15 protein-coding genes, 2 tRNA genes, 3 rRNA genes and 1 pseudogene are annotated in these 22,155 nt (G+C 53.5%); 14 read left to right on the top strand and 7 right to left on the bottom strand.

The genetic code is table 11. The features are described from left to right. The first annotated feature begins 254 nt into the window (after nucleotides 1–254). Nucleotides 255–524, top strand: coding sequence for a DUF3079 domain-containing protein (locus FGL10_RS09215; RefSeq protein ID WP_013448172.1), 270 nt, complete (start codon nucleotides 255–257; stop codon nucleotides 522–524). 885 nt (nucleotides 525–1,409) lie between these two features. On the opposite strand, the gene yccS is transcribed toward FGL10_RS09215, so the two are convergent. From yccS to pilT, 3 genes are all read right to left on the bottom strand, one after another. Next, a complete protein-coding gene (yccS, locus tag FGL10_RS09205; protein ID WP_003711226.1) occupies nucleotides 1,410–3,560 on the bottom strand; it encodes a YccS family putative transporter in 2,151 nt (716 codons plus the stop codon). 91 nt (nucleotides 3,561–3,651) lie between these two features. After that, nucleotides 3,652–4,878: a PilT/PilU family type 4a pilus ATPase gene (locus FGL10_RS09200; RefSeq protein ID WP_003711227.1), complete on the bottom strand. Its 1,227-nt coding sequence runs from the start codon at nucleotides 4,876–4,878 to the stop codon at nucleotides 3,652–3,654. 105 nt (nucleotides 4,879–4,983) lie between these two features. Further along, a complete protein-coding gene (pilT, locus tag FGL10_RS09195) occupies nucleotides 4,984–6,027 on the bottom strand; it encodes a type IV pilus twitching motility protein PilT (protein WP_003711230.1) in 1,044 nt (347 codons plus the stop codon). Between the two features lie 113 nt (nucleotides 6,028–6,140). Between pilT and FGL10_RS09190 the strand changes: the two genes are divergently transcribed. The 13 genes and pseudogenes from FGL10_RS09190 to FGL10_RS09125 all read left to right on the top strand — a co-directional run bounded on the left by FGL10_RS09190 (nucleotide 6,141) and on the right by FGL10_RS09125 (nucleotide 18,374). Continuing rightward, on the top strand, nucleotides 6,141–6,845 hold the full coding sequence (locus FGL10_RS09190; protein WP_003711231.1) for a YggS family pyridoxal phosphate-dependent enzyme: 705 nt from the start codon (nucleotides 6,141–6,143) through the stop codon (nucleotides 6,843–6,845). Next, entirely contained in the window at nucleotides 6,833–7,234 is a 402-nt protein-coding gene (locus FGL10_RS09185) for a hypothetical protein (protein WP_003711233.1), read from the top strand. The genes FGL10_RS09190 and FGL10_RS09185 overlap by 13 nt, the downstream gene beginning before the upstream one ends. A 30-nt stretch (nucleotides 7,235–7,264) precedes the next feature. Then, nucleotides 7,265–8,074 (top strand): pyrroline-5-carboxylate reductase, encoded by an 810-nt coding sequence (gene proC, locus FGL10_RS09180; protein ID WP_269472462.1) that lies wholly within the window; start codon nucleotides 7,265–7,267, stop codon nucleotides 8,072–8,074. Between the two features lie 146 nt (nucleotides 8,075–8,220). Next, entirely contained in the window at nucleotides 8,221–8,637 is a 417-nt protein-coding gene (gene dksA / locus FGL10_RS09175) for an RNA polymerase-binding protein DksA (RefSeq protein WP_003711237.1), read from the top strand. A gap of 15 nt (nucleotides 8,638–8,652) precedes the next feature. Then, nucleotides 8,653–8,784 (top strand): hypothetical protein, encoded by a 132-nt coding sequence (locus tag FGL10_RS12825; RefSeq protein ID WP_268931566.1) that lies wholly within the window; start codon nucleotides 8,653–8,655, stop codon nucleotides 8,782–8,784. A gap of 246 nt (nucleotides 8,785–9,030) precedes the next feature. Next, nucleotides 9,031–10,571 (top strand): 16S ribosomal RNA (locus tag FGL10_RS09160). Between the two features lie 100 nt (nucleotides 10,572–10,671). Continuing rightward, nucleotides 10,672–10,748, top strand: a tRNA-Ile gene (locus FGL10_RS09155). 5 nt (nucleotides 10,749–10,753) lie between these two features. Beyond that, nucleotides 10,754–10,829: transfer RNA gene (locus tag FGL10_RS09150), tRNA-Ala, on the top strand. A gap of 361 nt (nucleotides 10,830–11,190) precedes the next feature. Next, a 23S ribosomal RNA gene (locus FGL10_RS09145) occupies nucleotides 11,191–14,082 on the top strand. A gap of 96 nt (nucleotides 14,083–14,178) precedes the next feature. Continuing rightward, nucleotides 14,179–14,292: ribosomal RNA gene (gene rrf / locus FGL10_RS09140) — 5S ribosomal RNA — on the top strand. The 16S, 23S and 5S rRNA genes sit together here with 2 tRNA genes alongside, the layout of an rRNA operon. Before the next feature lie 34 nt (nucleotides 14,293–14,326). Further along, nucleotides 14,327–14,781 (top strand): annotated as a pseudogene (locus tag FGL10_RS09135) (helix-hairpin-helix domain-containing protein). Between the two features lie 257 nt (nucleotides 14,782–15,038). Further along, nucleotides 15,039–16,160 carry a molecular chaperone DnaJ gene (gene dnaJ / locus FGL10_RS09130; RefSeq protein ID WP_003707055.1) on the top strand — a complete coding sequence of 374 codons (1,122 nt, stop codon included), beginning with the start codon at nucleotides 15,039–15,041 and terminating at the stop codon, nucleotides 16,158–16,160. A gap of 195 nt (nucleotides 16,161–16,355) precedes the next feature. Next, nucleotides 16,356–18,374, top strand: coding sequence for an OPT family oligopeptide transporter (locus tag FGL10_RS09125; protein WP_036469087.1), 2,019 nt, complete (start codon nucleotides 16,356–16,358; stop codon nucleotides 18,372–18,374). 43 nt (nucleotides 18,375–18,417) lie between these two features. Here the strand turns inward: FGL10_RS09125 and rfbC are convergent, their stop codons facing one another. The 4 genes from rfbC to galE form a co-directional block, all read right to left on the bottom strand. Continuing rightward, nucleotides 18,418–18,975 carry a dTDP-4-dehydrorhamnose 3,5-epimerase gene (gene rfbC / locus FGL10_RS09120; RefSeq protein WP_003707060.1) on the bottom strand — a complete coding sequence of 186 codons (558 nt, stop codon included), beginning with the start codon at nucleotides 18,973–18,975 and terminating at the stop codon, nucleotides 18,418–18,420. Between the two features lie 44 nt (nucleotides 18,976–19,019). Then, entirely contained in the window at nucleotides 19,020–19,886 is an 867-nt protein-coding gene (rfbA, locus tag FGL10_RS09115) for a glucose-1-phosphate thymidylyltransferase RfbA (protein WP_003707061.1), read from the bottom strand. Nucleotides 19,887–19,990: 104 nt separating this feature from the next. Beyond that, entirely contained in the window at nucleotides 19,991–21,031 is a 1,041-nt protein-coding gene (gene rfbB, locus FGL10_RS09110; protein WP_003707063.1) for a dTDP-glucose 4,6-dehydratase, read from the bottom strand. Further along, nucleotides 21,032–22,048: a UDP-glucose 4-epimerase GalE gene (gene galE, locus FGL10_RS09105; protein WP_036469089.1), complete on the bottom strand. Its 1,017-nt coding sequence runs from the start codon at nucleotides 22,046–22,048 to the stop codon at nucleotides 21,032–21,034. Nucleotides 22,049–22,155 lie beyond the last annotated feature (107 nt).

The raw sequence follows: 22,155 nt of genomic DNA, 5'->3' as shown, positions 1-22,155 counted from the left end.
CTGTAGGGTGGGCTTCAGCCCACCAATCCACCAATCCCAATCCACCAATCCCACCAACTCACCCACTCCCACCCTATCTCCAAAAAAATGCAAACGCCCTCCCGCGCCTGACACATTTACCGTACAAAATACCGAAACCGCCTCATACGGTATTTCACAAACCTTAACACCCGCGCGTAAAAACCGTATAAACCCGAAACCGCCGCTGCCGCATCCCCTATAATTTCATCCAATAAAAAAACGAGGCACATATCATGGCAAAAAAATTCCCCATATTCCCCAAAAACCCCGAGCGCATCTGCTGGGGGTGCGACAAATATTGCCGCGAAGACGATTTGCAGTGCGGCAACGGCTGCGAGCGCATCCAACACCCCATCGAGCTGGACGGGCGCGAGTGGTACAAAAAAGGCGACTGGAGCAACCTCTTGAACGAAGCCCAGCAAATCGAACTGGGTTTGAAAGAAGCCCCGAAACCCGCCAAACCCCACATCAAACTCCCCCTTAAAAACAAAGCCGGGTTGTAACGGCAAACCGATGCCGTCATTCCCGCGCAGGCGGGAATCTAGGTCTGTCGGTATAGGAACTTATCGGATAAAACGGTTTATCCAACCCTGCGTTCTAGATTCCCACTTTCGTGGGAATGACGGGATGCGGGTTTCTGTGCGGACGTGTTCGGATTCCCGCCTGCGCGGGAATGACGATTCGGATATTCCTGACAGGGTGGATTCTCAAGGTGTTGTATAGGGTGTAGGAAGATTCGTAAAGGGCGGGTTGTAGGGTGGGCTTCAGCCTACCGAATCAAGGGTTTTTGGCGAACCGGCGGGATTCGGCGGTTTCGGTTTTCGGCGGAGTTGGTGGGATTTGATGGAATCGGTGGGCTGAAGCCCACCCTACAGCCCACCACCCACCACCTTACGCATTTATCCTGCGCCTGCCGATATACCGTCATTCCCACGCAGGCGGGAATCTGGATTTGTCGGTGCGGGAATTTATCGGGAAAAAAGGTTTCTTTAGATTTTACGTCCTAGATTCCCACTTTCGTGGGAATGACGGTCCGGGTGTTTCTGACGATTCGGGCATTCCTATGGTTTTGCAGGGCGGGCTTTGTCCCGCCATTTTTGCCAACCTCGCCAACTTAGCCATTTACGCCGTGCCGACCGGGTGCCGGCAAACCGATGCCGTCTGAAAACGGTAAAAGCGTTGTGATTGGTGTAATTTGGTGTAATTTGGTGGGCTGAAGCCCACCCTACAGCCCGCCGGACAGCCTGCCTTAAAGCCCGCTCCGCAACCTGCACCTTGCACATTTTCACTGTGCATCAGGCACTGGCAAAGTATGCGTACTGTCTTCCAACCTGCATGACATTCTGCCCGTGCTTTGCGTATTTGCCATGAAAAATGGCGAAACTGCTTCAGACGGCATTTGGGGTGTGTTTGTGCGGGATTTGGCGGTAGGCGCGGTAGTAGGGTTCGAGTTGGCGGGCGATGAGTTGGAGCTGCCGGTGGAGGATGTGGCTTTGCGTGCTGCCGCTTTGTGTGCCGAGTGTGTCGAGTTCGCCGCGCAGGCTGTCCAATTCTGTTTGAAAGTTTGCGGCTTCCATATCGGGCAGGTGTTGGAATATCCGGGCGGTGTGTTCCGCCGCCCGGTAAAACTGTGCGTTGAATTCGGGGCTGCACCCTTCGTGCATTTCGCTGCGGTATGCGCCGAGTGCGGAAATGTAGCCGGTCAGGGCGTAGCCGGTTTTGAGGAGGGTGAAGCCGGGTTGCAGGCTGCCGGCGAATTTTTCGGGTTCGCCGCTCATATCGGATAGGGTGCTGCTGAGGGCGGCGGTGTGTTCGTGGGCGCGGCGGCGGGTGATGCGGTATTCGATGTCGTCGCCGGTTTCGCCGGTTTTGAGGCGTTCGGCGATTTTTTGGAGGTATGCGCCGCTGCTGCGGACGGTAAGGTCGGCGGTGCGTTCGAGTGTGAGGTATTTCCAGTCGGGCCACAGGTAGCTGACTGCCGCCCAGGCGAGGGATGCGCCGACTATGGTGTCGATGATGCGGACGGGCAGGAGCGCGTAAACGTCAAAACCGGCAAGCGAGAGGCCGGTCAGGGCCTGGATGGTGATGAAGAAGGTGGAAAAGCTGTATTTGTAGGTGCGGGTGATGAAGAAGAGGGTGGTGCCGACGACGACAATCCAGAGTTTGGTTTCGACAGACGGGGTGAAGTAGGGGACGAGCGAGCCGACGATTACGCCGAGTATGGTGCCGGCGATGCGTTGGCGGACGCGGCTTTTGGTGGCGGTGTAGTTGGGCTGGCAGACGAAGAGGGCGGTCAGCAGTATCCAGTAGCCGAGGTTGAGGCGGAGGGCTTCGACGATGGTGCAGGCGGCGGCAACGACGAGGGACAGGCGGACGGCGTGGCGGAATACGCCGGATTCGGGGGTGAGGTGCGGAAGGATGGTTTTCCGGATGTTTTTGAGGCTGTCGGTTTCGAGGGCGGCAATGCGGGTGTCGTCCGGACGGTCGTTTTCGGCGGTGCTGCCGCTGTGCTTGAGTTGGCGGAATTGTTGGTCGACGCTGCCGAGGTTGTCGAGCAGGCGGCCGAGGTGGCGGATGTCGGGGCTGTCGTTGCCGTCTGAAAGGAGGCGCAGCGACTGGCGGCAGCCTTCGATGGCGCGTCCGAGGCGTTTGCTGTATGTGTAGTCTTTGCCCGCCCGGATGGCTTGGGCGGTGTTGCGGCACGCCTGCCCCTGCATTTCGAGCAGCCGGCGGATGCGGAAGATGATGTCGGTGTTTTTGAATTTTTCGGACATTTCCTGATAATCGACGTGGGCGGAGCTGATGCGTTCGTGTATGTCCTGGGCGGCAAAGTAGTAGCGCAGCATTTTGGCGGTGCGCGGGTGGCGGTGTTTGCCGCGAAGGCGGTAAAACAGGGCGGAGCGGCAGCGGTTGAAGGCGGTGATGACGTTTGTGTTGATCATGGCGAGGTCGAGGTGGCGGTTGCTTATCCATTCGGCTTCGTCGGGATCGAAAAAGTCGGCTTTGGCTTCGAGGTAGCCGCCGAGCGCGTCGTAGGCGGCGGCGACGCTTTCCTGTATGGGGCGGTGGGGCAGGATGATTTGGAAGAGGAGGATGCAGGTGCTGTACAGTACGGTGCCGCACAGAATCATAAAGGGGTTGGTCAGCCAGTAGGTTTCGGGGGTGTAGGTGAGGGTGGTGTAGGTGGCGACGACGAGTGTGCCGAATGCGAAAGTGCGGTATTTGAGTCCGAACGCGCCCAGCATTGTGAAGCAGAAGGTCATCAGGGTCATGACGAGGACAAACGGCCACCCTGTGCCGAGGGTGGTTTGCGCCGCGAGAGAGGACAGGGTAAACAGGGCGACGGTGACGATGATGTTTTTCAGACGGCCTGTCAGGCGGTTGTCCAAATCGACCAGCCCGCCGGCGATAATGCCGAGCACGAAGGGCATAGCGAGTTTGGGACTGCCGGTTTGCCATACGATGGCGGCGGCGGCCGAAACGGCGGTAAAGACGGGGAGCGAGGTAAGCAGCAGGGGTTTGAGGGGCGGGGTGTTCATGGTTTGTCCGATCGGGTGTTGTCCGGAAGGGGCGAAGCGATGCCGTCTGAAAACGGGGCGGTGCTTTCAGACGGCATCGTACCGCAGGCGGTCAGGAAACGAGGTTGAGACCGTTGACCCTGTCGTAAAGGAGTTCGGGCATTTTGCCTTCTTCGTACAGTTGGATGTGCAACCGCAGGTTGTTGGCGGAAACGGACTGGCGCAGGGCTTCTTCGTAACTGATGATGCCGTGACGGTACAGTTCGAAAAGGTTTTGGTCCATCGTCTGCATTCCGTCGGTTTTGGCGGTTTCCATGATTTTATTGATGTTCATCAGGTCGCCCTTCAGGATGAAGTCTTGGATGGCGGGCGTGTTGATGAGCAGATCGACAACCGCCGTCCTGCCCGTTTTGTCTTTTTTGAGGGCGAGGCGTTGGCAGACGATACCGGACAGGTTGAGGGCGATGTCGATCAGTATTTGCTTGTGCTGTTCTTTGGGGTAGAAGTTGAGTATGCGTTCGAGCGACTGCGGCGCGGTGTTGGCGTGGAGCGTAAAAATGCACAGGTGGCCGGTTTGGGCGAGCTGCATCGCGTATTCCATATTTTCCCTGCTGCGGACTTCGCCGATGCAGACCACGTCGGGGGACTGGCGCATAGCGTTTTGTACCGCCGTCTGCCAGTTTATGGTGTCGACGCCGATTTCGCGCTGGGTAAAGATGCAGCGGCGCGGTTTGTAGATAAACTCTATCGGGTCTTCGATGGTAACGATATGGCCGGGCAGGGTTTTGTTGCGATGTTCGAGCATAGTCGCCATCGTGGTGGATTTGCCCGAACCGGTAGGCCCGACGATAATCAGCAGCCCGCGCGGCGCGACGGCGAGGTCTTTAAGTTTTTCGGGCAGGCCCAATTCCTGCATTTGCGGGATGACGTGGTTGATGCGCCGCAAAACCAAACCTGCGTGGCCTTGGCTGTGGTAGGCGTTGGCGCGGTAGCGCGTGCCGCTGCGCGATTGGACGGAGTAGTTGATTTCGCCGTCGCGCCGGAATATTTCCGATTGTTCGGCGTTCATCGTCGATGCGGCGATGGCGGCGGTTTCCTCGCCCGTCAAAGCCTTTTGCGGCTGCGGGGTTAAGGCACCGTTGATTTTCAACGAGGGCGGGAATCCTTTGCTGATAAGGATGTCGGACGCGCTTTGCGCTTCTGCGGTTTCGCACAGGCGGTCGAGCAGCGGGTGGAGGTGTGCGCCGATTTCGGCCGGGGTTTCGGAGCGGCTTTGTTTTTTTTGAGAATACACTTGAACCATTTCGTCCAAGATGTCGTGCAGGTTATTGGTACTCATCGTTAACTTCTTTTCAGTTTAAGCCTTGCAGTTTTCGGCGGCAGGTTTCAACAGAAAGGCGGACGCTTCCTGTTCGGAACGGTATGCCGTTTAAGCAACCGTGTGTCAGAAACTCATACTTTCGCTGTTTTGCGCGCGTTTGCGTGCGACTTCCGGTGCGATCAGCCCTTGGCGCACCAGCGATTGCAGCGACTGGTCCATCGTCTGCATACCGCTCGCCTGTCCGGTTTGCAGGACGGAGTTGATTTGTGTGATTTTGTTTTCGCGGATGAGGTTGCGGACGGCGGGGTTGGAAATCAGGATTTCGTGCGAGGCGACACGGCCGTTGCCGTCGCGCGTTTTCAGCAGGTTTTGGGAAATGACGGCGGTCAGCGATTCGGACAGCATAGAGCGCACCATTTCCTTTTCCCCCGCCGGGAATACGTCCACGATACGGTCGACGGTTTTTGCCGCGCCGGTCGTGTGCAGCGTGCCGAAAACCAAGTGTCCGGTTTCGGCGGCGGTCAGCGCCAGCCCGATGGTTTCGGGGTCGCGCATCTCGCCGACCAGGATAACGTCGGGGTCTTCGCGCAATGCGGAACTCAGCGCGTTGGCGAAGCTGAGGGTGTGCTGGTGCAGCTCGCGCTGGTTAATCAGGGATTTTTTGCTTTGGTGGACGAATTCGATCGGGTCTTCGATGGTCAGGATGTGTGCCGGCTGGGTTTCGTTGATGTAGTTGATCATTGCGGCAAGCGTGGTCGATTTGCCCGAACCGGTAGGGCCGGTAACCAATACCATACCGCGCGGCGATTCTGCGATTTTTTGGAAAATGCGCGGGGCTTTCAATTCTTCCAGCGATAAGACGGTGCTGGGAATGGTGCGGAATACGGCGGCGGGGCCGCGGCCGGTGTTGAAGGCGTTGACGCGGAATCGGGCGACGTTGGGCAGTTCGAACGAGAAGTCGACTTCCAAGTTTTGCTGGTAGATTTTCCGCTGATGGTCGTTCATCACCGAAGTTACCATATTGCCGACCTCTTCCGCGCTCATTTCGGGAAGGTTGATGCGCCGCATATCACCGTGAACCCGAATCATAGGGGATATGCCCGAACTCAGGTGAAGGTCGGATGCTTTGTTTTTAACGCCGAAGGCGAGTAAGTCGGTAATCTGCATAATGGGATATTGTCCAGTATAATGTTTGGGTCGTTTGGTGTTTCCTACTTCTGAATTTTACTGCCCTGATTCTTGGGATTCAACTATTTAAGCATTTTTACCGGGGATAATTTATGACGGTTTTGCAAGAACGTTATCGTGAGGTGTCCGACCGTATCGGGAAATTGGTTCTGCAGGCGGGAAGGAAGCCGCATTCCGTCAGCCTGATTGCCGTCAGTAAGACTTTCCCTTCAGACGGCATCCGCGAAGTTTACGCCGCCGGACAGCGTGATTTCGGCGAGAACTATATTCAGGAGTGGTACGGTAAAACGGAAGAGTTGGCGGATTTGCCCGACATCGTGTGGCACGTCATCGGCGATGTGCAGTCCAACAAAACCAAATTTGTCGCCGAACGCGCGCATTGGGTGCATACCGTATGCCGTCTGAAAACCGCCCGCCGTTTGAGCGAACAGCGTCCTTCCTCAATGCCGCCTTTGCAGGTGTGTATCGAGGTGAACATTGCGGGCGAGGCGGCGAAACACGGTGTCGCGCCCGAAGAAGCGGTCGCGCTTGCGGTCGAAGTGGCGAAGTTGCCGAATATCGTCGTACGCGGCTTGATGTGTGTTGCCAAAGCCAATAGCAGTGAAACGGAGTTGAAAACCCAGTTTCAGACCATGCAAAAGCTGCTTGCCGACCTCAATGCGGCAGGCGTTAAGGCAGACGTGCTGTCTATGGGGATGTCGGACGATATGCCTGCCGCCATTGAGTGCGGTGCGACACACGTCCGTATCGGCAGCGCGATTTTCGGGAAAAGGGGCAGATTGGAATGCGTACAATAAAATATCTTGCAATGGTGTTATTGCTTATGTTTACGGTTACCGGCTGTCAGTTGGCGGGTTGGTATCCATGTCCGTCGTTGTCCGGCTGGTGTTTCCCCAAAAAACCTCCTGCCATCGATTTTTGGGATATTGGCGGCGAGAGTCCGCCGTCTTTAGAGGACTACGAGATACCGCTTTCAGACGGCAATTATTCCGTCAGGGCAAACGAATATGAATCCGCACAACAATCTTACTTTTACAGGAAAATAGGGAAGTTTGAAGCCTGCGGGTTGGATTGGCGTACGCGTGACGGCAAACCTTTGATTGAGACGTTCAAACAGGAAGGTTTTGATTGTTTGAAAAAGCAGGGGTTGCGGCGCAACGGTCTGTCCGAGCGCGTCCGATGGTAAAAAATTGGGAATGAATTTAGTAAGGTAATTTTGAATAGGGTAGAAATAATGAATGTTTATTTTCTCGGCGGCGGCAATATGGCGGCTGCCGTTGCGGGCGGATTGGTCAAACAAGGGGGATACCGCATCCATATAGCCAACCGGGGTGCGGAAAAACGCGAACGTTTGGAAAAAGAGTTGGGGGTCGAAACTTCGGCAACCCTGCCGGAATTGCATTCGGATGATGTTTTGATTCTTGCCGTCAAACCACAGGATATGGAAGCTGCGTGCAAAAATATCCGCACCAACGGCGCATTGGTGCTTTCTGTCGCAGCCGGATTGTCAGTCGGTACGCTCAGCCGTTACCTCGGGGGAATACGCCGCATTGTCCGGGTTATGCCGAATACGCCCGGGAAAATAGGACTGGGTGTATCCGGTATGTATGCCGAAGCGGAAGTATTGGAAACAGACTGCAAGATTGCCGATCGAATCATGAAATCTGTCGGTTTGACCGTTTGGTTGGAAGATGAAGCGCAAATGCACAGTATCACCGGCATCAGCGGCAGCGGGCCGGCATATGTGTTTTATCTGTTGGACGCATTGCAAAATGCCGCCATCCGACAAGGGTTTGATATCGCAGAAGCACGCGCGCTCAGCCTGGCAACATTTAAAGGAGCGGTTGCCATTGCCGAGCAGACGGGTGAAGATTTCGAGAAGCTTCAAAAAAATGTAACGTCAAAAGGCGGGACAACCCACGAAGCTGTGGAAGCCTTCAGACGGCATCGTGTCGCCGAAGCCATAAATGAAGGCGTTTGTGCCTGTGTGCGCCGTTCGCAGGAAATGGAACGGCAATATCAATAATGTAAAGAAAATAAAAAAACCAATCCAAAACGTGTTATGATGCGCGTTTTCAAAAACGCCTTAGGCAATAAGCCTCATAAAAATCAAAGGAATAAAGCCACTTTGTGGTGCTTTGTTTTTTTCGGTGAACCGAAAGGACATACATTATGGCAAAGCTGACAGAACAAGATATTTTGAATTGGAGCGGGCCGGAAGACGATTATATGAATGACGATCATCTGGCTTTTTTCCGCGAATTGCTGGTAAAAATGCAAGACGAACTCATCGAAAATGCTTCCGCTACGACAGGACATCTCCAGGAACATGAATCAGCCCCCGATCCCGCCGACCGTGCCACACAGGAAGAAGAGTACGCATTGGAACTCCGTACCCGCGATCGGGAACGAAAACTTCTCAGTAAAATACAGGCGACCATCCGCAATATTGACAGGGGCGATTATGGATTCTGTGCCGATACGGGAGAGCCTATCGGGCTGAAGCGGCTGTTGGCGCGCCCGACCGCCACTTTGTCCGTAGAGGCGCAAGAGCGTCGTGAGAGAATGAAAAAACAGTTTGCCGACTGATAGCGGCAAACGAAAATGCCGTCTGAAGCCCCGAGTTTCAGACGGCATATTCACAAAGGCGCACCAGTCAGAGGAGAAGAGGAAGGGATTTTTGGAGGCGGCGCAGCATTTGGCGGAAATAAAAAACCTTATCCGACAGGTATATGACAACAATTCCCGAAAAAATCCCACTGAAAGTATTGACCGTATTCGTCTTCGGGCGTATAGTTCGCGTCTTCGCTGCTGACGAAGCGGCGGTGATGAAGCAGTTCAAACGCTCTTTAACAAAACAGATTACCGATAAGTGTGAGTGCCTTGGGCCTCACACTGTTTGAAAGACAGACAAGATAATGTTTTGAACATTGTCCTGTCGGTTTCTTTGAAGCAGACCAGAAGTTAAAAAAGTTAGAGATTGAACATAAGAGTTTGATCCTGGCTCAGATTGAACGCTGGCGGCATGCTTTACACATGCAAGTCGGACGGCAGCGGGGTAGTGCTTGCACTACTGCCGGCGAGTGGCGAACGGGTGAGTAACATATCGGAACGTACCGGGCAGTGGGGGATAACTGATCGAAAGATCAGCTAATACCGCATATTTTCTGAGGAAGAAAGCAGGGGACCTTCGGGCCTTGCGCTATCCGAGCGGCCGATATCTGATTAGCTGGTTGGCGGGGTAAAGGCCCACCAAGGCGACGATCAGTAGCGGGTCTGAGAGGACGATCCGCCACACTGGGACTGAGACACGGCCCAGACTCCTACGGGAGGCAGCAGTGGGGAATTTTGGACAATGGGCGCAAGCCTGATCCAGCCATGCCGCGTGTCTGAAGAAGGCCTTCGGGTTGTAAAGGACTTTTGTCGGGGAAGAAAAGGTCGGGGTTAATACCCTCGGCTGATGACGGTACCCGAAGAATAAGCACCGGCTAACTACGTGCCAGCAGCCGCGGTAATACGTAGGGTGCGAGCGTTAATCGGAATTACTGGGCGTAAAGCGGGCGCAGACGGTTACTTAAGCAGGATGTGAAATCCCCGGGCTCAACCCGGGAATTGCGTTCTGAACTGGGTGGCTAGAGTGTGTCAGAGGGAGGTAGAATTCCACGTGTAGCAGTGAAATGCGTAGAGATGTGGAGGAATACCGATGGCGAAGGCAGCCTCCTGGGATAACACTGACGTTCATGCCCGAAAGCGTGGGTAGCAAACAGGATTAGATACCCTGGTAGTCCACGCCCTAAACGATGTCGATTAGCTGTTGGGCAGCCTGACTGCTTGGTAGCGAAGCTAACGCGTGAAATCGACCGCCTGGGGAGTACGGTCGCAAGATTAAAACTCAAAGGAATTGACGGGGACCCGCACAAGCGGTGGATGATGTGGATTAATTCGATGCAACGCGAAGAACCTTACCCGGTTTTGACATGTACGGAATCCTCCGGAGACGGGGGAGTGCCTTCGGGAGCCGTAACACAGGTGCTGCATGGCTGTCGTCAGCTCGTGTCGTGAGATGTTGGGTTAAGTCCCGCAACGAGCGCAACCCTTGTCATTAGTTGCCATCATTCAGTTGGGCACTCTAATGAGACTGCCGGTGACAAGCCGGAGGAAGGTGGGGATGACGTCAAGTCCTCATGGCCCTTATGACCGGGGCTTCACACGTCATACAATGGTCGGTACAGAGGGTAGCCAAGCCGCGAGGCGGAGCCAATCTCACAAAACCGATCGTAGTCCGGATTGCACTCTGCAACTCGAGTGCATGAAGTCGGAATCGCTAGTAATCGCAGGTCAGCATACTGCGGTGAATACGTTCCCGGGTCTTGTACACACCGCCCGTCACACCATGGGAGTGGGGGATACCAGAAGCAGGTAGGCTAACCGCAAGGAGGCCGCTTGCCACGGTATGCTTCATGACTGGGGTGAAGTCGTAACAAGGTAGCCGTAGGGGAACCTGCGGCTGGATCACCTCCTTTCTAGAGAAAGAAGGGGCTTTAGGCATTCACACTTATCGGTAAACTGAAAAGATGCGGAAGAAGCTTGAGTGAAGGCAAGGTTCGCTTGAGAAGAGAATCCGGGTTTGTAGCTCAGCTGGTTAGAGCACACGCTTGATAAGCGTGGGGTCGGAGGTTCAAGTCCTCCCAGACCCACCAATAACGGGGGCATAGCTCAGTTGGTAGAGCACCTGCTTTGCAAGCAGGGGGTCATCGGTTCGATCCCGTTTGCCTCCACCAAAACTTTGCAAATCAAAGTAATCCTGTTGCTTTTATTTTTTTATATTTTATAGCAACTTATTTTGATTTGCGGAGTAAAATAACGACGCATCGATCTTTAACAAATTGGAAAGCCGAAATCAACAAACAAAGACAATGAGTTTGTTTTGATTTTTACCCTTTGCAAAGGATAAAAATCTCCCGAGAGGGAAAAGAAGACAAACACAGAATTTGGGTGATGATTGTATCGACTTAATCCTGAAACACAAAAGGCAGGATTAAGGCACAACAAGCAGTAAGCTTTATCAGAGTAGGAATTTCAAGTCTGTTTCCCTAGTCAACGGGTAGACAGACGAAGTCAAAGAAGTTCTTGAAATGATAGAGTCAAGTGAATAAGTGCATCAGGCGGATGCCTTGGCGATGATAGGCGACGAAGGACGTGTAAGCCTGCGAAAAGCGCGGGGAAGCCGGCAATAAGGCTATGATCCCGCGATGTCCGAATGGGGAAACCCACTGCATTCTGTGCAGTATCCTAAGTCGAATACATAGACTTAGAGAAGCGAACCCGGAGAACTGAACCATCTAAGTACCCGGAGGAAAAGAAATCAACCGAGATTCCGCAAGTAGCGGCGAGCGAACGCGGAGGAGCCTGTACGTGATAACTGTCGAGATAGAAGAACAAGCTGGGAAGCTTGACCATAGCGGGTGACAGTCCCGTATTCGAAATCTCAATAGTGGTACCAAGCGTACGAAAAGTAGGGCGGGACACGTGAAATCCTGTCCGAATATGGGGGGACCATCCTCCAAGGCTAAATACTCATCATCGACCGATAGTGAACCAGTACCGTGAGGGAAAGGCGAAAAGAACCCCGGGAGGGGAGTGAAACAGAACCTGAAACCTGATGCATACAAACAGTGGGAGCGCCCTAGTGGTGTGACTGCGTACCTTTTGTATAATGGGTCAACGACTTACATTCAGTAGCGAGCTTAACCGGATAGGGGAGGCGTAGGGAAACCGAGTCTTAATAGGGCGATGAGTTGCTGGGTGTAGACCCGAAACCGAGTGATCTATCCATGGCCAGGTTGAAGGTGCCGTAACAGGTACTGGAGGACCGAACCCACGCATGTTGCAAAATGCGGGGATGAGCTGTGGATAGGGGTGAAAGGCTAAACAAACTCGGAGATAGCTGGTTCTCCCCGAAAACTATTTAGGTAGTGCCTCGAGCAAGACACTGATGGGGGTAAAGCACTGTTATGGCTAGGGGGTTATTGCAACTTACCAACCCATGGCAAACTCAGAATACCATCAAGTGGTTCCTCGGGAGACAGACAGCGGGTGCTAACGTCCGTTGTCAAGAGGGAAACAACCCAGACCGCCGGCTAAGGTCCCAAATGATAGATTAAGTGGTAAACGAAGTGGGAAGGCCCAGACAGCCAGGATGTTGGCTTAGAAGCAGCCATCATTTAAAGAAAGCGTAATAGCTCACTGGTCGAGTCGTCCTGCGCGGAAGATGTAACGGGGCTCAAATCTATAACCGAAGCCGCGGATACGTGCTTGCACGTATGGTAGGGGAGCGTTCTGTAGGCCGATGAAGGCGCATTGTAAAGTGTGCTGGAGGTATCAGAAGTGCGAATGTTGACATGAGTAGCGATAAAGCGGGTGAAAAGCCCGCTCGCCGAAAGCCCAAGGTTTCCTACGCAACGTTCATCGGCGTAGGGTGAGTCGGCCCCTAAGGCGAGGCAGAAATGCGTAGTCGATGGGAAACAGGTTAATATTCCTGTACTTGATTCAAATGCGATGTGGGGACGGAGAAGGTTAGGTTGGCAAGCTGTTGGAATAGCTTGTTTAAGCCGGTAGGTGGAAGACTTAGGCAAATCCGGGTCTTCTTAACACCGAGAAGTGACGACGAGTGTCTACGGACACGAAGCAACCGATACCACGCTTCCAGGAAAAGCCGCTAAGCTTCAGTTTGAATCGAACCGTACCGCAAACCGACACAGGTGGGCAGGATGAGAATTCTAAGGCGCTTGAGAGAACTCGGGAGAAGGAACTCGGCAAATTGATACCGTAACTTCGGGAGAAGGTATGCCCTCTAAGGTTAAGGACTTGCTCCGTAAGCCCCGGAGGGTCGCAGAGAATAGGTGGCTGCGACTGTTTATTAAAAACACAGCACTCTGCCAACACGAAAGTGGACGTATAGGGTGTGACGCCTGCCCGGTGCCGGAAGGTTAATTGAAGATGTGAGAGCATCGGATCGAAGCCCCGGTAAACGGCGGCCGTAACTATAACGGTCCTAAGGTAGCGAAATTCCTTGTCGGGTAAGTTCCGACCCGCACGAATGGCGTAACGATGGCCACACTGTCTCCTCCCGAGACTCAGCGAAGTTGAAGTGGTTGTGAAGATGCAATCTACCCGCTGCTAGACGGAAAGACCCCGTGAACCTTTACTGTAGCTTTGCATTGGACTTTGAAGTCACTTGTGTAGGATAGGTGGGAGGCTTGGAAGCAGAGACGCCAGTTTCTGCGGAGCCGTCCTTGAAATACCACCCTGGTGTCTTTGAGGTTCTAACCCAGACCCGTCATCCGGGTCGGGGACCGTGCATGGTAGGCAGTTTGACTGGGGCGGTCTCCTCCCAAAGAGTAACGGAGGAGTTCGAAGGTTACCTAGGTCCGGTCGGAAATCGGACTGATAGTGCAATGGCAAAAGGTAGCTTAACTGCGAGACCGACAAGTCGAGCAGGTGCGAAAGCAGGACATAGTGATCCGGTGGTTCTGTATGGAAGGGCCATCGCTCAACGGATAAAAGGTACTCCGGGGATAACAGGCTGATTCCGCCCAAGAGTTCATATCGACGGCGGAGTTTGGCACCTCGATGTCGGCTCATCACATCCTGGGGCTGTAGTCGGTCCCAAGGGTATGGCTGTTCGCCATTTAAAGTGGTACGTGAGCTGGGTTTAAAACGTCGTGAGACAGTTTGGTCCCTATCTGCAGTGGGCGTTGGAAGTTTGACGGGGGCTGCTCCTAGTACGAGAGGACCGGAGTGGACGAACCTCTGGTGTACCGGTTGTCACGCCAGTGGCATAGCCGGGTAGCTAAGTTCGGAAGAGATAAGCGCTGAAAGCATCTAAGCGCGAAACTCGCCTGAAGATGAGACTTCCCTTGCGGTTTAACCGCACTAAAGAGTCGTTCGAGACTAGGACGTTGATAGGTGGGGTGTGGAAGCGCGGTAACGCGTGAAGCTGACCTATACTAATTGCTCGTGAGGCTTGACTCTATCATTTGAAGAACTTCAAGGGATAAAAGCTTACCGGCTGATTCAGTCATCACCGAATATATTGATTAAGGCTTTACCGATTTGTAACAGTTTGAGTTTGGCGGCCATAGCGAGTTGGTCCCACGCCTTCCCATCCCGAACAGGACCGTGAAACGACTCAGCGCCGATGATAGTGTGGTTCTTCCATGCGAAAGTAGGTCACTGCCAAACACCCATTCAGAAGACCCCCGGAATCCGGGGGTTTTTGCTTTGCCCGGAAAAAATGTCGGGGATGGCGGGACGGAGTCCGTACGGTGTCCGGCCGGGTTTGCGGAGGAACGGCTTGAAACTTTTGGATATTCATTTTAGAATGGCGCGTTTTATCGTCCGCAGGATGCGGTTTTATTTAAAGGAAAAACCATGAAGAAGATGTTTGTGCTGTTCTGTATGCTGTTCTCCTGCGCCTTCTCCTTTGCGGCGGTAAACGTCAATACCGCCTCGCAGCAGGAGCTGGAGGCGCTGCCGGGGATAGGCCCTGCAAAGGCGAAGGCCATTGCGGAATACCGTGCGCAAAACGGCGCGTTTAAGTCTGTGGACGATTTGACGAAAGTTAAGGGTATCGGCCCCGCGGTGCTGGCGAAGCTGAGGGACCAGGCCTCGGTCGGCGCGCCCGCGCCCAAGGCCCCCGCCAAACCGGCAACGCCCGCAGCTAAAAAATAGGGCGTATGTGCCGACAAAGTGCCGTCCGACCATGGGTCGGGCGGCGTTTTTATAACAGAAACACTTCATGGCGGTTGGTTTTATGCTTGTCTAAGTTTTTGTGTCGTGCATACCTGAAGATTTCAGACGGCATCGGTTTATGCCGTCTGAAAAGTGTATTCCGTTTCAGTTTGTAAGCTATGGCAGTCTGTTTGTCTTGTGTTTTGCGCAATTGCCCTTATTTTAAGCCGTGATTTTATTTTGAATTAGATGAAAAGATGAGCAATCAAGATTTTTATGCCACCTTGGGTGTGGCAAAAACAGCTACCGATGAAGAAATTAAAAAAGCCTACCGTAAATTGGCGATGAAATACCATCCCGACCGCAATCCTGACAATAAAGAGGCGGAAGAGAAGTTTAAAGAAGTACAAAAGGCGTATGAAACTTTGTCCGACAAGGAAAAGCGCGCTATGTACGACCAGTATGGTCATGCGGCGTTTGAAGGCGGCGGACAGGGGGGCTTCGGAGGGTTTGGAGGATTTGGTGGTGCTCAAGGTTTTGACTTTGGGGATATTTTCAGCCAAATGTTTGGAGGCGGTTCGGGGCGCGCCCAGCCTGATTATCAGGGTGAGGACGTTCAAGTCGGTATCGAAATCACGCTTGAAGAAGCAGCAAAAGGCGTGAAGAAACGCATCAATATTCCGACTTATGAATCGTGTGATGTCTGTAACGGCAGCGGCGCGAAACCGGGGACATCCCCGGAAACCTGCCCGACTTGCAAAGGTTCGGGTACGGTGCACATCCAGCAGGCGATTTTCCGTATGCAGCAGACTTGTCCGACCTGCCACGGTGCCGGCAAACACATTAAAGAACCTTGCGTCAAATGCCGTGGCGCGGGGCGGAATAAGGCGGTCAAGACGGTGGAAGTCAATATTCCCGCCGGTATCGATGACGGGCAGCGTATCCGTTTGAGCGGCGAAGGCGGGCCGGGTATGCACGGCGCGCCTGCAGGCGATTTGTATGTAACGGTGCGTATCAGGGCGCATAAGATTTTCCAACGCGATGGTTTGGATTTGCATTGCGAACTGCCGATCAGTTTTGCCACGGCTGCTTTGGGCGGGGAGTTGGAAGTGCCGACCTTGGACGGCAAAGTCAAGCTCACCGTCCCCAAAGAAACCCAAACCGGCAGGAGGATGCGCGTGAAGGGTAAGGGTGTCAAATCTTTACGCAGCAGCGCGACCGGCGATTTGTACTGCCATATTGTTGTCGAAACGCCTGTCAATTTGACCGACCGTCAAAAAGAGCTTTTGGAAGAGTTTGAACGGATTTCTACCGGGTTGGAAAATCAAACACCGCGTAAGAAATCGTTTTTAGACAAGCTGCGCGATTTGTTTGATTGATTTTGAGGCTTGTAAACAGGCGGCCGTATCGGGGAATCTCCCTGATACGGCTGTTTTTGTTTGCTTGAAAATAGTTTTTATTTTCAAGGAAGTAAGAGATAGGATTGGATAACTGTTTTTAACTGTTCTTTTTAAAACTTGACATTATGACATATTGCCAACAATATGCGGGAATCTGTTGTCAAAGGAAGAATAATGAATAAATCTTTATCTGGTTCGGTAGAAGAATACCGCGAACTGACGCTCCGAGGCATGATACTCGGTGCATTGATTACTGTAATTTTTACTGCGTCCAACGTTTACCTCGGTTTGAAAGTCGGACTGACCTTTGCCTCGTCGATTCCGGCGGCAGTGATTTCGATGGCGGTTTTAAAGTTTTTCAAAGGCAGCAATATTTTGGAAAACAACATGGTGCAGACCCAAGCTTCGGCGGCGGGTACGCTTTCGACCATCATCTTCGTCCTGCCCGGTTTGCTGATGGCGGGCTACTGGAGCGGTTTTCCGTTCTGGCAGACGACGCTTTTATGTGTTGCCGGCGGGATTTTGGGGGTAATTTTTACCATTCCGCTGCGTTACGCGATGGTGGTGAAAAGCGATTTGCCTTATCCGGAAGGTGTGGCGGCTGCTGAAATTTTGAAAGTGGGCGGTCATGAAGAAGGGGATGACCGTCAGGGAGGCAGCGGCATCAAAGAGCTGGCGGCAGGCGGCGCGTTGGCGGGATTGATGAGCTTTTGCGCCGGAGGTCTGCGCGTGATTGCCGATAGCGCGAGTTATTGGTTTAAAAGCGGTACGGCGATTTTCCAGCTGCCGATGGGCTTTTCACTGGCATTGTTGGGCGCGGGCTATTTGGTCGGACTGACGGGCGGCATCGCCATCCTGTTGGGCATTTCGATTGCTTGGGGTATTGCCGTGCCGTATTTCTCCTCACACATCCCGCAGCCTTCTGATATAGAAATGGCGGCGTTTGCGATGAAGCTGTGGAAGGAAAAAGTACGCTTCATCGGCGCGGGAACCATAGGTATCGCGGCGGTTTGGACGCTTTTGATGCTGCTCAAGCCAATGGTGGAAGGCATGAGGATGTCGTTTAAGAGTTTTGGCGGCGGTGCGCCCGCTACAGAACGCGCTGAACAGGATTTGTCGCCTAAAGCCATGATTTTCTGGGTATTGTCTATGATGTTTATTCTAGGCGTGTCGTTTTACCACTTTATCGGCGATTCGCACATTACGGGCGGCATGGCTTGGCTTTTAGTGGTCGTTTGCACGCTTTTGGCTTCCGTCATCGGCTTTTTGGTCGCCGCCGCCTGCGGTTATATGGCGGGTTTGGTCGGCTCGTCTTCCAGCCCGATTTCCGGCGTGGGCATCGTTTCCATCGTCGTGATTTCGCTGGTTTTGCTGCTGGTGGGCGAATCCGGCGGTTTGATGGCGGATGAGGCAAACCGCAAATTTTTGCTGGCACTGACTTTATTTTGCGGCTCGGCAGTAATCTGCGTGGCTTCGATCTCCAATGACAACCTGCAAGACCTGAAAACCGGCTACCTGCTCAAAGCCACGCCTTGGCGGCAGCAAGTCGCCCTGATTATCGGCTGTATCGTCGGTGCGCTGGTTATTTCACCCGTGTTGGAACTGCTTTACGAAGCCTACGGCTTTACCGGCGCAATGCCGCGCGAAGGCATGGATGCGGCGCAGGCTTTGGCAGCCCCTCAAGCGACTTTGATGACGACCATCGCGTCGGGCATTTTCGCCCACAACCTTGAATGGGTCTATATCTTTACCGGCATCGCGATTGGCGCGGTGTTGATTGCCGCCGATTTGGTGTTGAAAAAATCATCAGGCGGCAAACTTGCCCTGCCCGTCCTTGCGGTCGGTATGGGCATTTATCTGCCGCCGTCCGTCAATATGCCCATCGTGGCAGGCGCGGTGTTGGCGGCGGTGTTGAAACACATCATCGGCAAAAAAGCGGAAAACCGTGAAGGCCGTCTGAAAAACGCCGACCGTATCGGTACGCTTTTCGCGGCCGGCCTGATTGTCGGTGAAAGCCTGATCGGTGTGATTATGGCGTTTATTATTGCCTTCTCTGTAACCAACGGCGGCTCGGATGCGCCGCTTGCGTTGAATCTGCAAAACTGGGATGCCGCCGCTTCTTGGCTGGGCTTGGCGTTCTTCGTTACCGGAATGATTATTTTTGCACGGCGCGTACTGAAGGCGGGTAGGTAGCCTGTCGGAAAAAATGCCGTCTGAAACGTTCAGACGGCATTTTTTATCGGGAAAGCGTAAGGCGGAGCTTTTCGGCTTGCGCCCACGTTTTGCCGGCAAGGTCTTTGGGCGACAGCAGCGGCGCGGTTTGAAGCGGCCAGCCTATGCCTATTGCCGGGTCGTTCCATATTAAAACCTGTTCGGCTTCCGGCTTGTAATAGTCCGTGCATTTGTACACGACTTCCGCCGTGTCGCCCAAAACGTAGAACCCGTGCGCGAAGCCTTCGGGTATCCAAAGCTGGTATCGGTTTTGCGCCGACAGGGTTGCGCCCGCCCATTTGCCGAAAGTCGGCGAACCTTCTCGCATATCGACGGCCACGTCGAACACTTCGCCGACAACTACGCGTACGAGTTTGCCTTGTGTGTTTTCGGTTTGGTAGTGCAGGCCGCGCAATACGCCTTTGCGTGATTGGGAATGGTTTTCCTGCACGAAGGTTCGATCGGCAATATTTTCTTTGAACCACCCGTCGCGGAAGGTTTCCATAAAAAAGCCGCGCCCGTCTTTGAAGACTTGCGGTTTTAAAAGTTTTACGTCGGGGAGGGCGGTGTCGATGATGTTCATGATTTTCTCTGTATGTCGTCTGAAGAAAGTGGTTCAGACGGCATTTATTTGCCGATCAGGCGCAGCAGGTATTGCCCGTAGGCGGTTTTTTCCAAAGGCTTTGCCTGTGTTTCCACATCTTTTTTCGTCAGCCAGCCGTTGCGCCAAGCGATTTCTTCGAGGCAGGCGATGTGCAGGTTTTGGATGTTTTGCACGGTTTGCACGAAGGAAGCCGCCTCGTGCAGGCTCTCGTGCGTGCCGGTGTCCAACCATGCGAAACCGCGCCCTAAGATTTGGACGGAGAGTGAGCCGTCTTCCAAATACAGACGGTTGAGGTCGGAGATTTCCAATTCGCCGCGTGAGGACGGTTTGAGCTGTTTGGCGAACTCGACGGCGCGGTTGTCGTAGAAGTACAAACCGGTTACCGCCCAATCGGATTTGGGCCGTTGCGGTTTCTCTTCGATAGACAGGGCGTTGAAGTTTTCGTCAAATCCAACCACGCCGAAACGTTCGGGATTTTTGACCTGATAAGCAAACACGGTTGCGCCGTGTTTTTTTGCCGCCGCCTGCCGCAATGTTTGCGTAAACGACTGACCGTAAAAAATATTGTCGCCCAAAACCAAGCAGACGTTGTCGTTACCGATAAATTCTTCGCCGATGATAAATGCCTGTGCCAAGCCGTCGGGAGCGGGTTGCACGGCATAGCTGATGGAAATGCCGAAATCGCTGCCGTCGCCGAGCAGGCGTTTGAAAGAGGCGTTGTCTTCGGGCGCGGTAATCACCAAAATATCGCGGATTCCTGCCAACATCAATACGGACAAGGGATAGTAAATCATGGGCTTGTCGTACACGGGCAGCAGCTGTTTGGATACGCCGCGCGTGACGGGGTAGAGGCGCGTGCCGCTGCCGCCCGCAAGGATGATGCCTTTCATTTTTTTCTTTCTTCTTTTGCGATGGGTTTTCAGACGGCATTGCGTCGGGATGCCGTCTGAAAACTATTTGCCCGTACCTAAACGTTCCGTGCGGTTTTGCCGTTTTAGGCGTTTTGCCGCCGGGTTTTGTTGTCCAAATACCATTGCACGGTTTTGCGGATGCCGGATTCGAATGTTTCCTGAGGTTTCCAGCCCAGTTCCCTGCCGATTTTGGCTGCGTCGACGGCGTAGCGCACGTCATGGCCGGGGCGGTCTTGTACGAAAGTAATCAAATCTTCATAACGCGCCACGCCGGCCGGTTTTTCGGGGGCGAGTTCTTCCAAAAGGGCGCAGATGGTTTTGACGACTTCAATATTGGCTTTTTCATTGTGGCCGCCGATATTGTAGGTTTCGCCGGCAACGCCTTTGCTAACAAGCTGATATAGTGCGCGCGCGTGGTCTTCGACAAACAGCCAGTCACGGATTTGCATACCGTCGCCGTACACGGGCAGCGGTTTGCCGGAAAGCGCGTTCAGAATCGTCAGCGGGATGAGTTTTTCGGGGAATTGTCGGGGCCCGTAATTATTGGAACAGTTGCTGACAATGGCGGGCAGCCCGTAAGTCCGTTGCCACGCGCGGACAAGATGATCGGAAGATGCTTTAGACGCGGCATAAGGACTGGACGGCGCGTAGGGCGCGGTTTCGGTAAACAAATCGTTTGTGCCGCCTAAATCGCCATAGACTTCATCGGTGGAAATATGGTGGAAACGGAAGGCTTCGCGTTTTTCAGACGGCATTTGCCGCCGGTAGGCACGCGCAGCTTCCAGCAGATTGAATGTGCCGACGATATTGGTTTGGATAAACTCGCCTGCCGAATCGATAGAGCGGTCGACATGGCTTTCCGCCGCCAAGTGCATCACGGCATCAGGCCGGTATTGCGCGAATACGCGGTCGAGTTCGGCGCGGTCGCAAATATTCACTTGTTCAAAAGCATAGCGAGGATTATCGGCTACCTCAGTCAAAGATTCCAAATTGCCGGCATAAGTCAGCTTATCGACATTGACGACAGAATCTTGGGTGTTTTGGATAATATGGCGGACAACGGCAGAACCGATAAAGCCCGCGCCGCCGGTAACGAGGATGGTTTTTTTGTTTGCGGTTTGCATTTAATCCCCATATCCGTTGGGGTTGCGGCTGACCCAACGCCACGAATCCTCCATCATTTGCGCAAGGCTGCGTTTGGTTTCCCAGCCAGTCTCTTGTTTGGTATGGGACGGGTCGGCAAAGGAACACGCCAAGTCGCCGACGCGGCGGGGTTGGATTTGATAGGGAATATTTAAGCCGGAAGCGGCTTCAAAGGCGCGGATGATTTCCAAAACGGAATAGGCGCGCCCCGAACCCAAGTTGAACAAATGTACGCCGGAAAGGCCGCCTTTTGCCTTCATTGCCGCGATATGCCCTTCTGCCAAATCCATCACATGAATATAGTCGCGCATTCCTGTACCGTCGGGGGTCGGATAATCGCCGCCAAATACCGACAGTTGCGGCAGCCTGCCCGAAGCCACTTGGCAGATATAGGGCAAAAGGTTGTTGGGAATACCGTTGGGCTGTTCGCCGATCAAACCACTTTCGTGCGCGCCGATCGGGTTGAAATAGCGCAACAAAATCACGCTCCAACGCGGATCGGCTTTTTGGATGTCGGTTAACATCCGTTCCACCATCGCTTTGGACGCACCGTAAGGATTAGCGGTATCGCCTGGGCGCATATCTTCCGTATAGGGGACTTTTTCCGCATTGCCGTAAACGGTTGCCGACGAGCTGAATACGATTTTGAACACGCCCGCGCGCGCCATTTCTTCCGCCAGCACCAAGCTGCCGTAAACATTGTTGCCGTAATATTTCATCGGCTCGGCAACGCTTTCCCCCACTGCCTTCAAACCGGCAAAATGGATGACGGATTCGATTTCGTGTTCTGAAAAAATCTGCCTCAAAATCTGACGATCGCGGATGTCGCCCTGATAAAACGGTATGTTTCTGCCGGTAATTTGCCGAAGGCGCGGGAGGACGGCGGCAGACGAGTTGCACAGATTATCCAGAATCACGGCATCGTAACCGGATTGGACGAGCGAGACGGCGGTGTGCGAACCGATAAAGCCGGTGCCGCCGGTAATCAGGACGGTCATAAACATTCCTTTCAGATTGTATCGGGCAAAGTATATCAGTATTATCTTCATCTTTTCCAAACGATTACCCACATTGCGCCGTCGGCTGTTCAGACGGCATCACGGAG

The organism is Neisseria lactamica (genome assembly GCF_901482445.1).
GTDB classification, from domain to species: Bacteria; Pseudomonadota; Gammaproteobacteria; order Burkholderiales; family Neisseriaceae; genus Neisseria; species Neisseria lactamica.
The sequence above is the reverse complement of the archived record's forward strand: the minus strand, read 5'-3'. Positions and strand labels throughout refer to the sequence as shown.

Excerpts from the sequence above, each read along its gene's own strand:
- FGL10_RS09215 (WP_013448172.1), top strand. The coding sequence starts at position 255 with ATGGCAAAAAAATTCCCCATATTCCCCAAAAACCCCGAGCGCATCTGC.
- yccS (WP_003711226.1), bottom strand. The coding sequence starts at position 3,560 with ATGAACACCCCGCCCCTCAAACCCCTGCTGCTTACCTCGCTCCCCGTC.
- FGL10_RS09200 (WP_003711227.1), bottom strand. The coding sequence starts at position 4,878 with ATGAGTACCAATAACCTGCACGACATCTTGGACGAAATGGTTCAAGTG.
- pilT (WP_003711230.1), bottom strand. The coding sequence starts at position 6,027 with ATGCAGATTACCGACTTACTCGCCTTCGGCGTTAAAAACAAAGCATCC.
- FGL10_RS09190 (WP_003711231.1), top strand. The coding sequence starts at position 6,141 with ATGACGGTTTTGCAAGAACGTTATCGTGAGGTGTCCGACCGTATCGGG.
- FGL10_RS09185 (WP_003711233.1), top strand. The coding sequence starts at position 6,833 with ATGCGTACAATAAAATATCTTGCAATGGTGTTATTGCTTATGTTTACG.
- dksA (WP_003711237.1), top strand. The coding sequence starts at position 8,221 with ATGGCAAAGCTGACAGAACAAGATATTTTGAATTGGAGCGGGCCGGAA.
- FGL10_RS12825 (WP_268931566.1), top strand. The coding sequence starts at position 8,653 with ATGCCGTCTGAAGCCCCGAGTTTCAGACGGCATATTCACAAAGGCGCA.
- dnaJ (WP_003707055.1), top strand. The coding sequence starts at position 15,039 with ATGAGCAATCAAGATTTTTATGCCACCTTGGGTGTGGCAAAAACAGCT.
- FGL10_RS09125 (WP_036469087.1), top strand. The coding sequence starts at position 16,356 with ATGAATAAATCTTTATCTGGTTCGGTAGAAGAATACCGCGAACTGACG.
- rfbC (WP_003707060.1), bottom strand. The coding sequence starts at position 18,975 with ATGAACATCATCGACACCGCCCTCCCCGACGTAAAACTTTTAAAACCG.
- rfbA (WP_003707061.1), bottom strand. The coding sequence starts at position 19,886 with ATGAAAGGCATCATCCTTGCGGGCGGCAGCGGCACGCGCCTCTACCCC.
- rfbB (WP_003707063.1), bottom strand. The coding sequence starts at position 21,031 with ATGCAAACCGCAAACAAAAAAACCATCCTCGTTACCGGCGGCGCGGGC.
- galE (WP_036469089.1), bottom strand. The coding sequence starts at position 22,048 with ATGACCGTCCTGATTACCGGCGGCACCGGCTTTATCGGTTCGCACACC.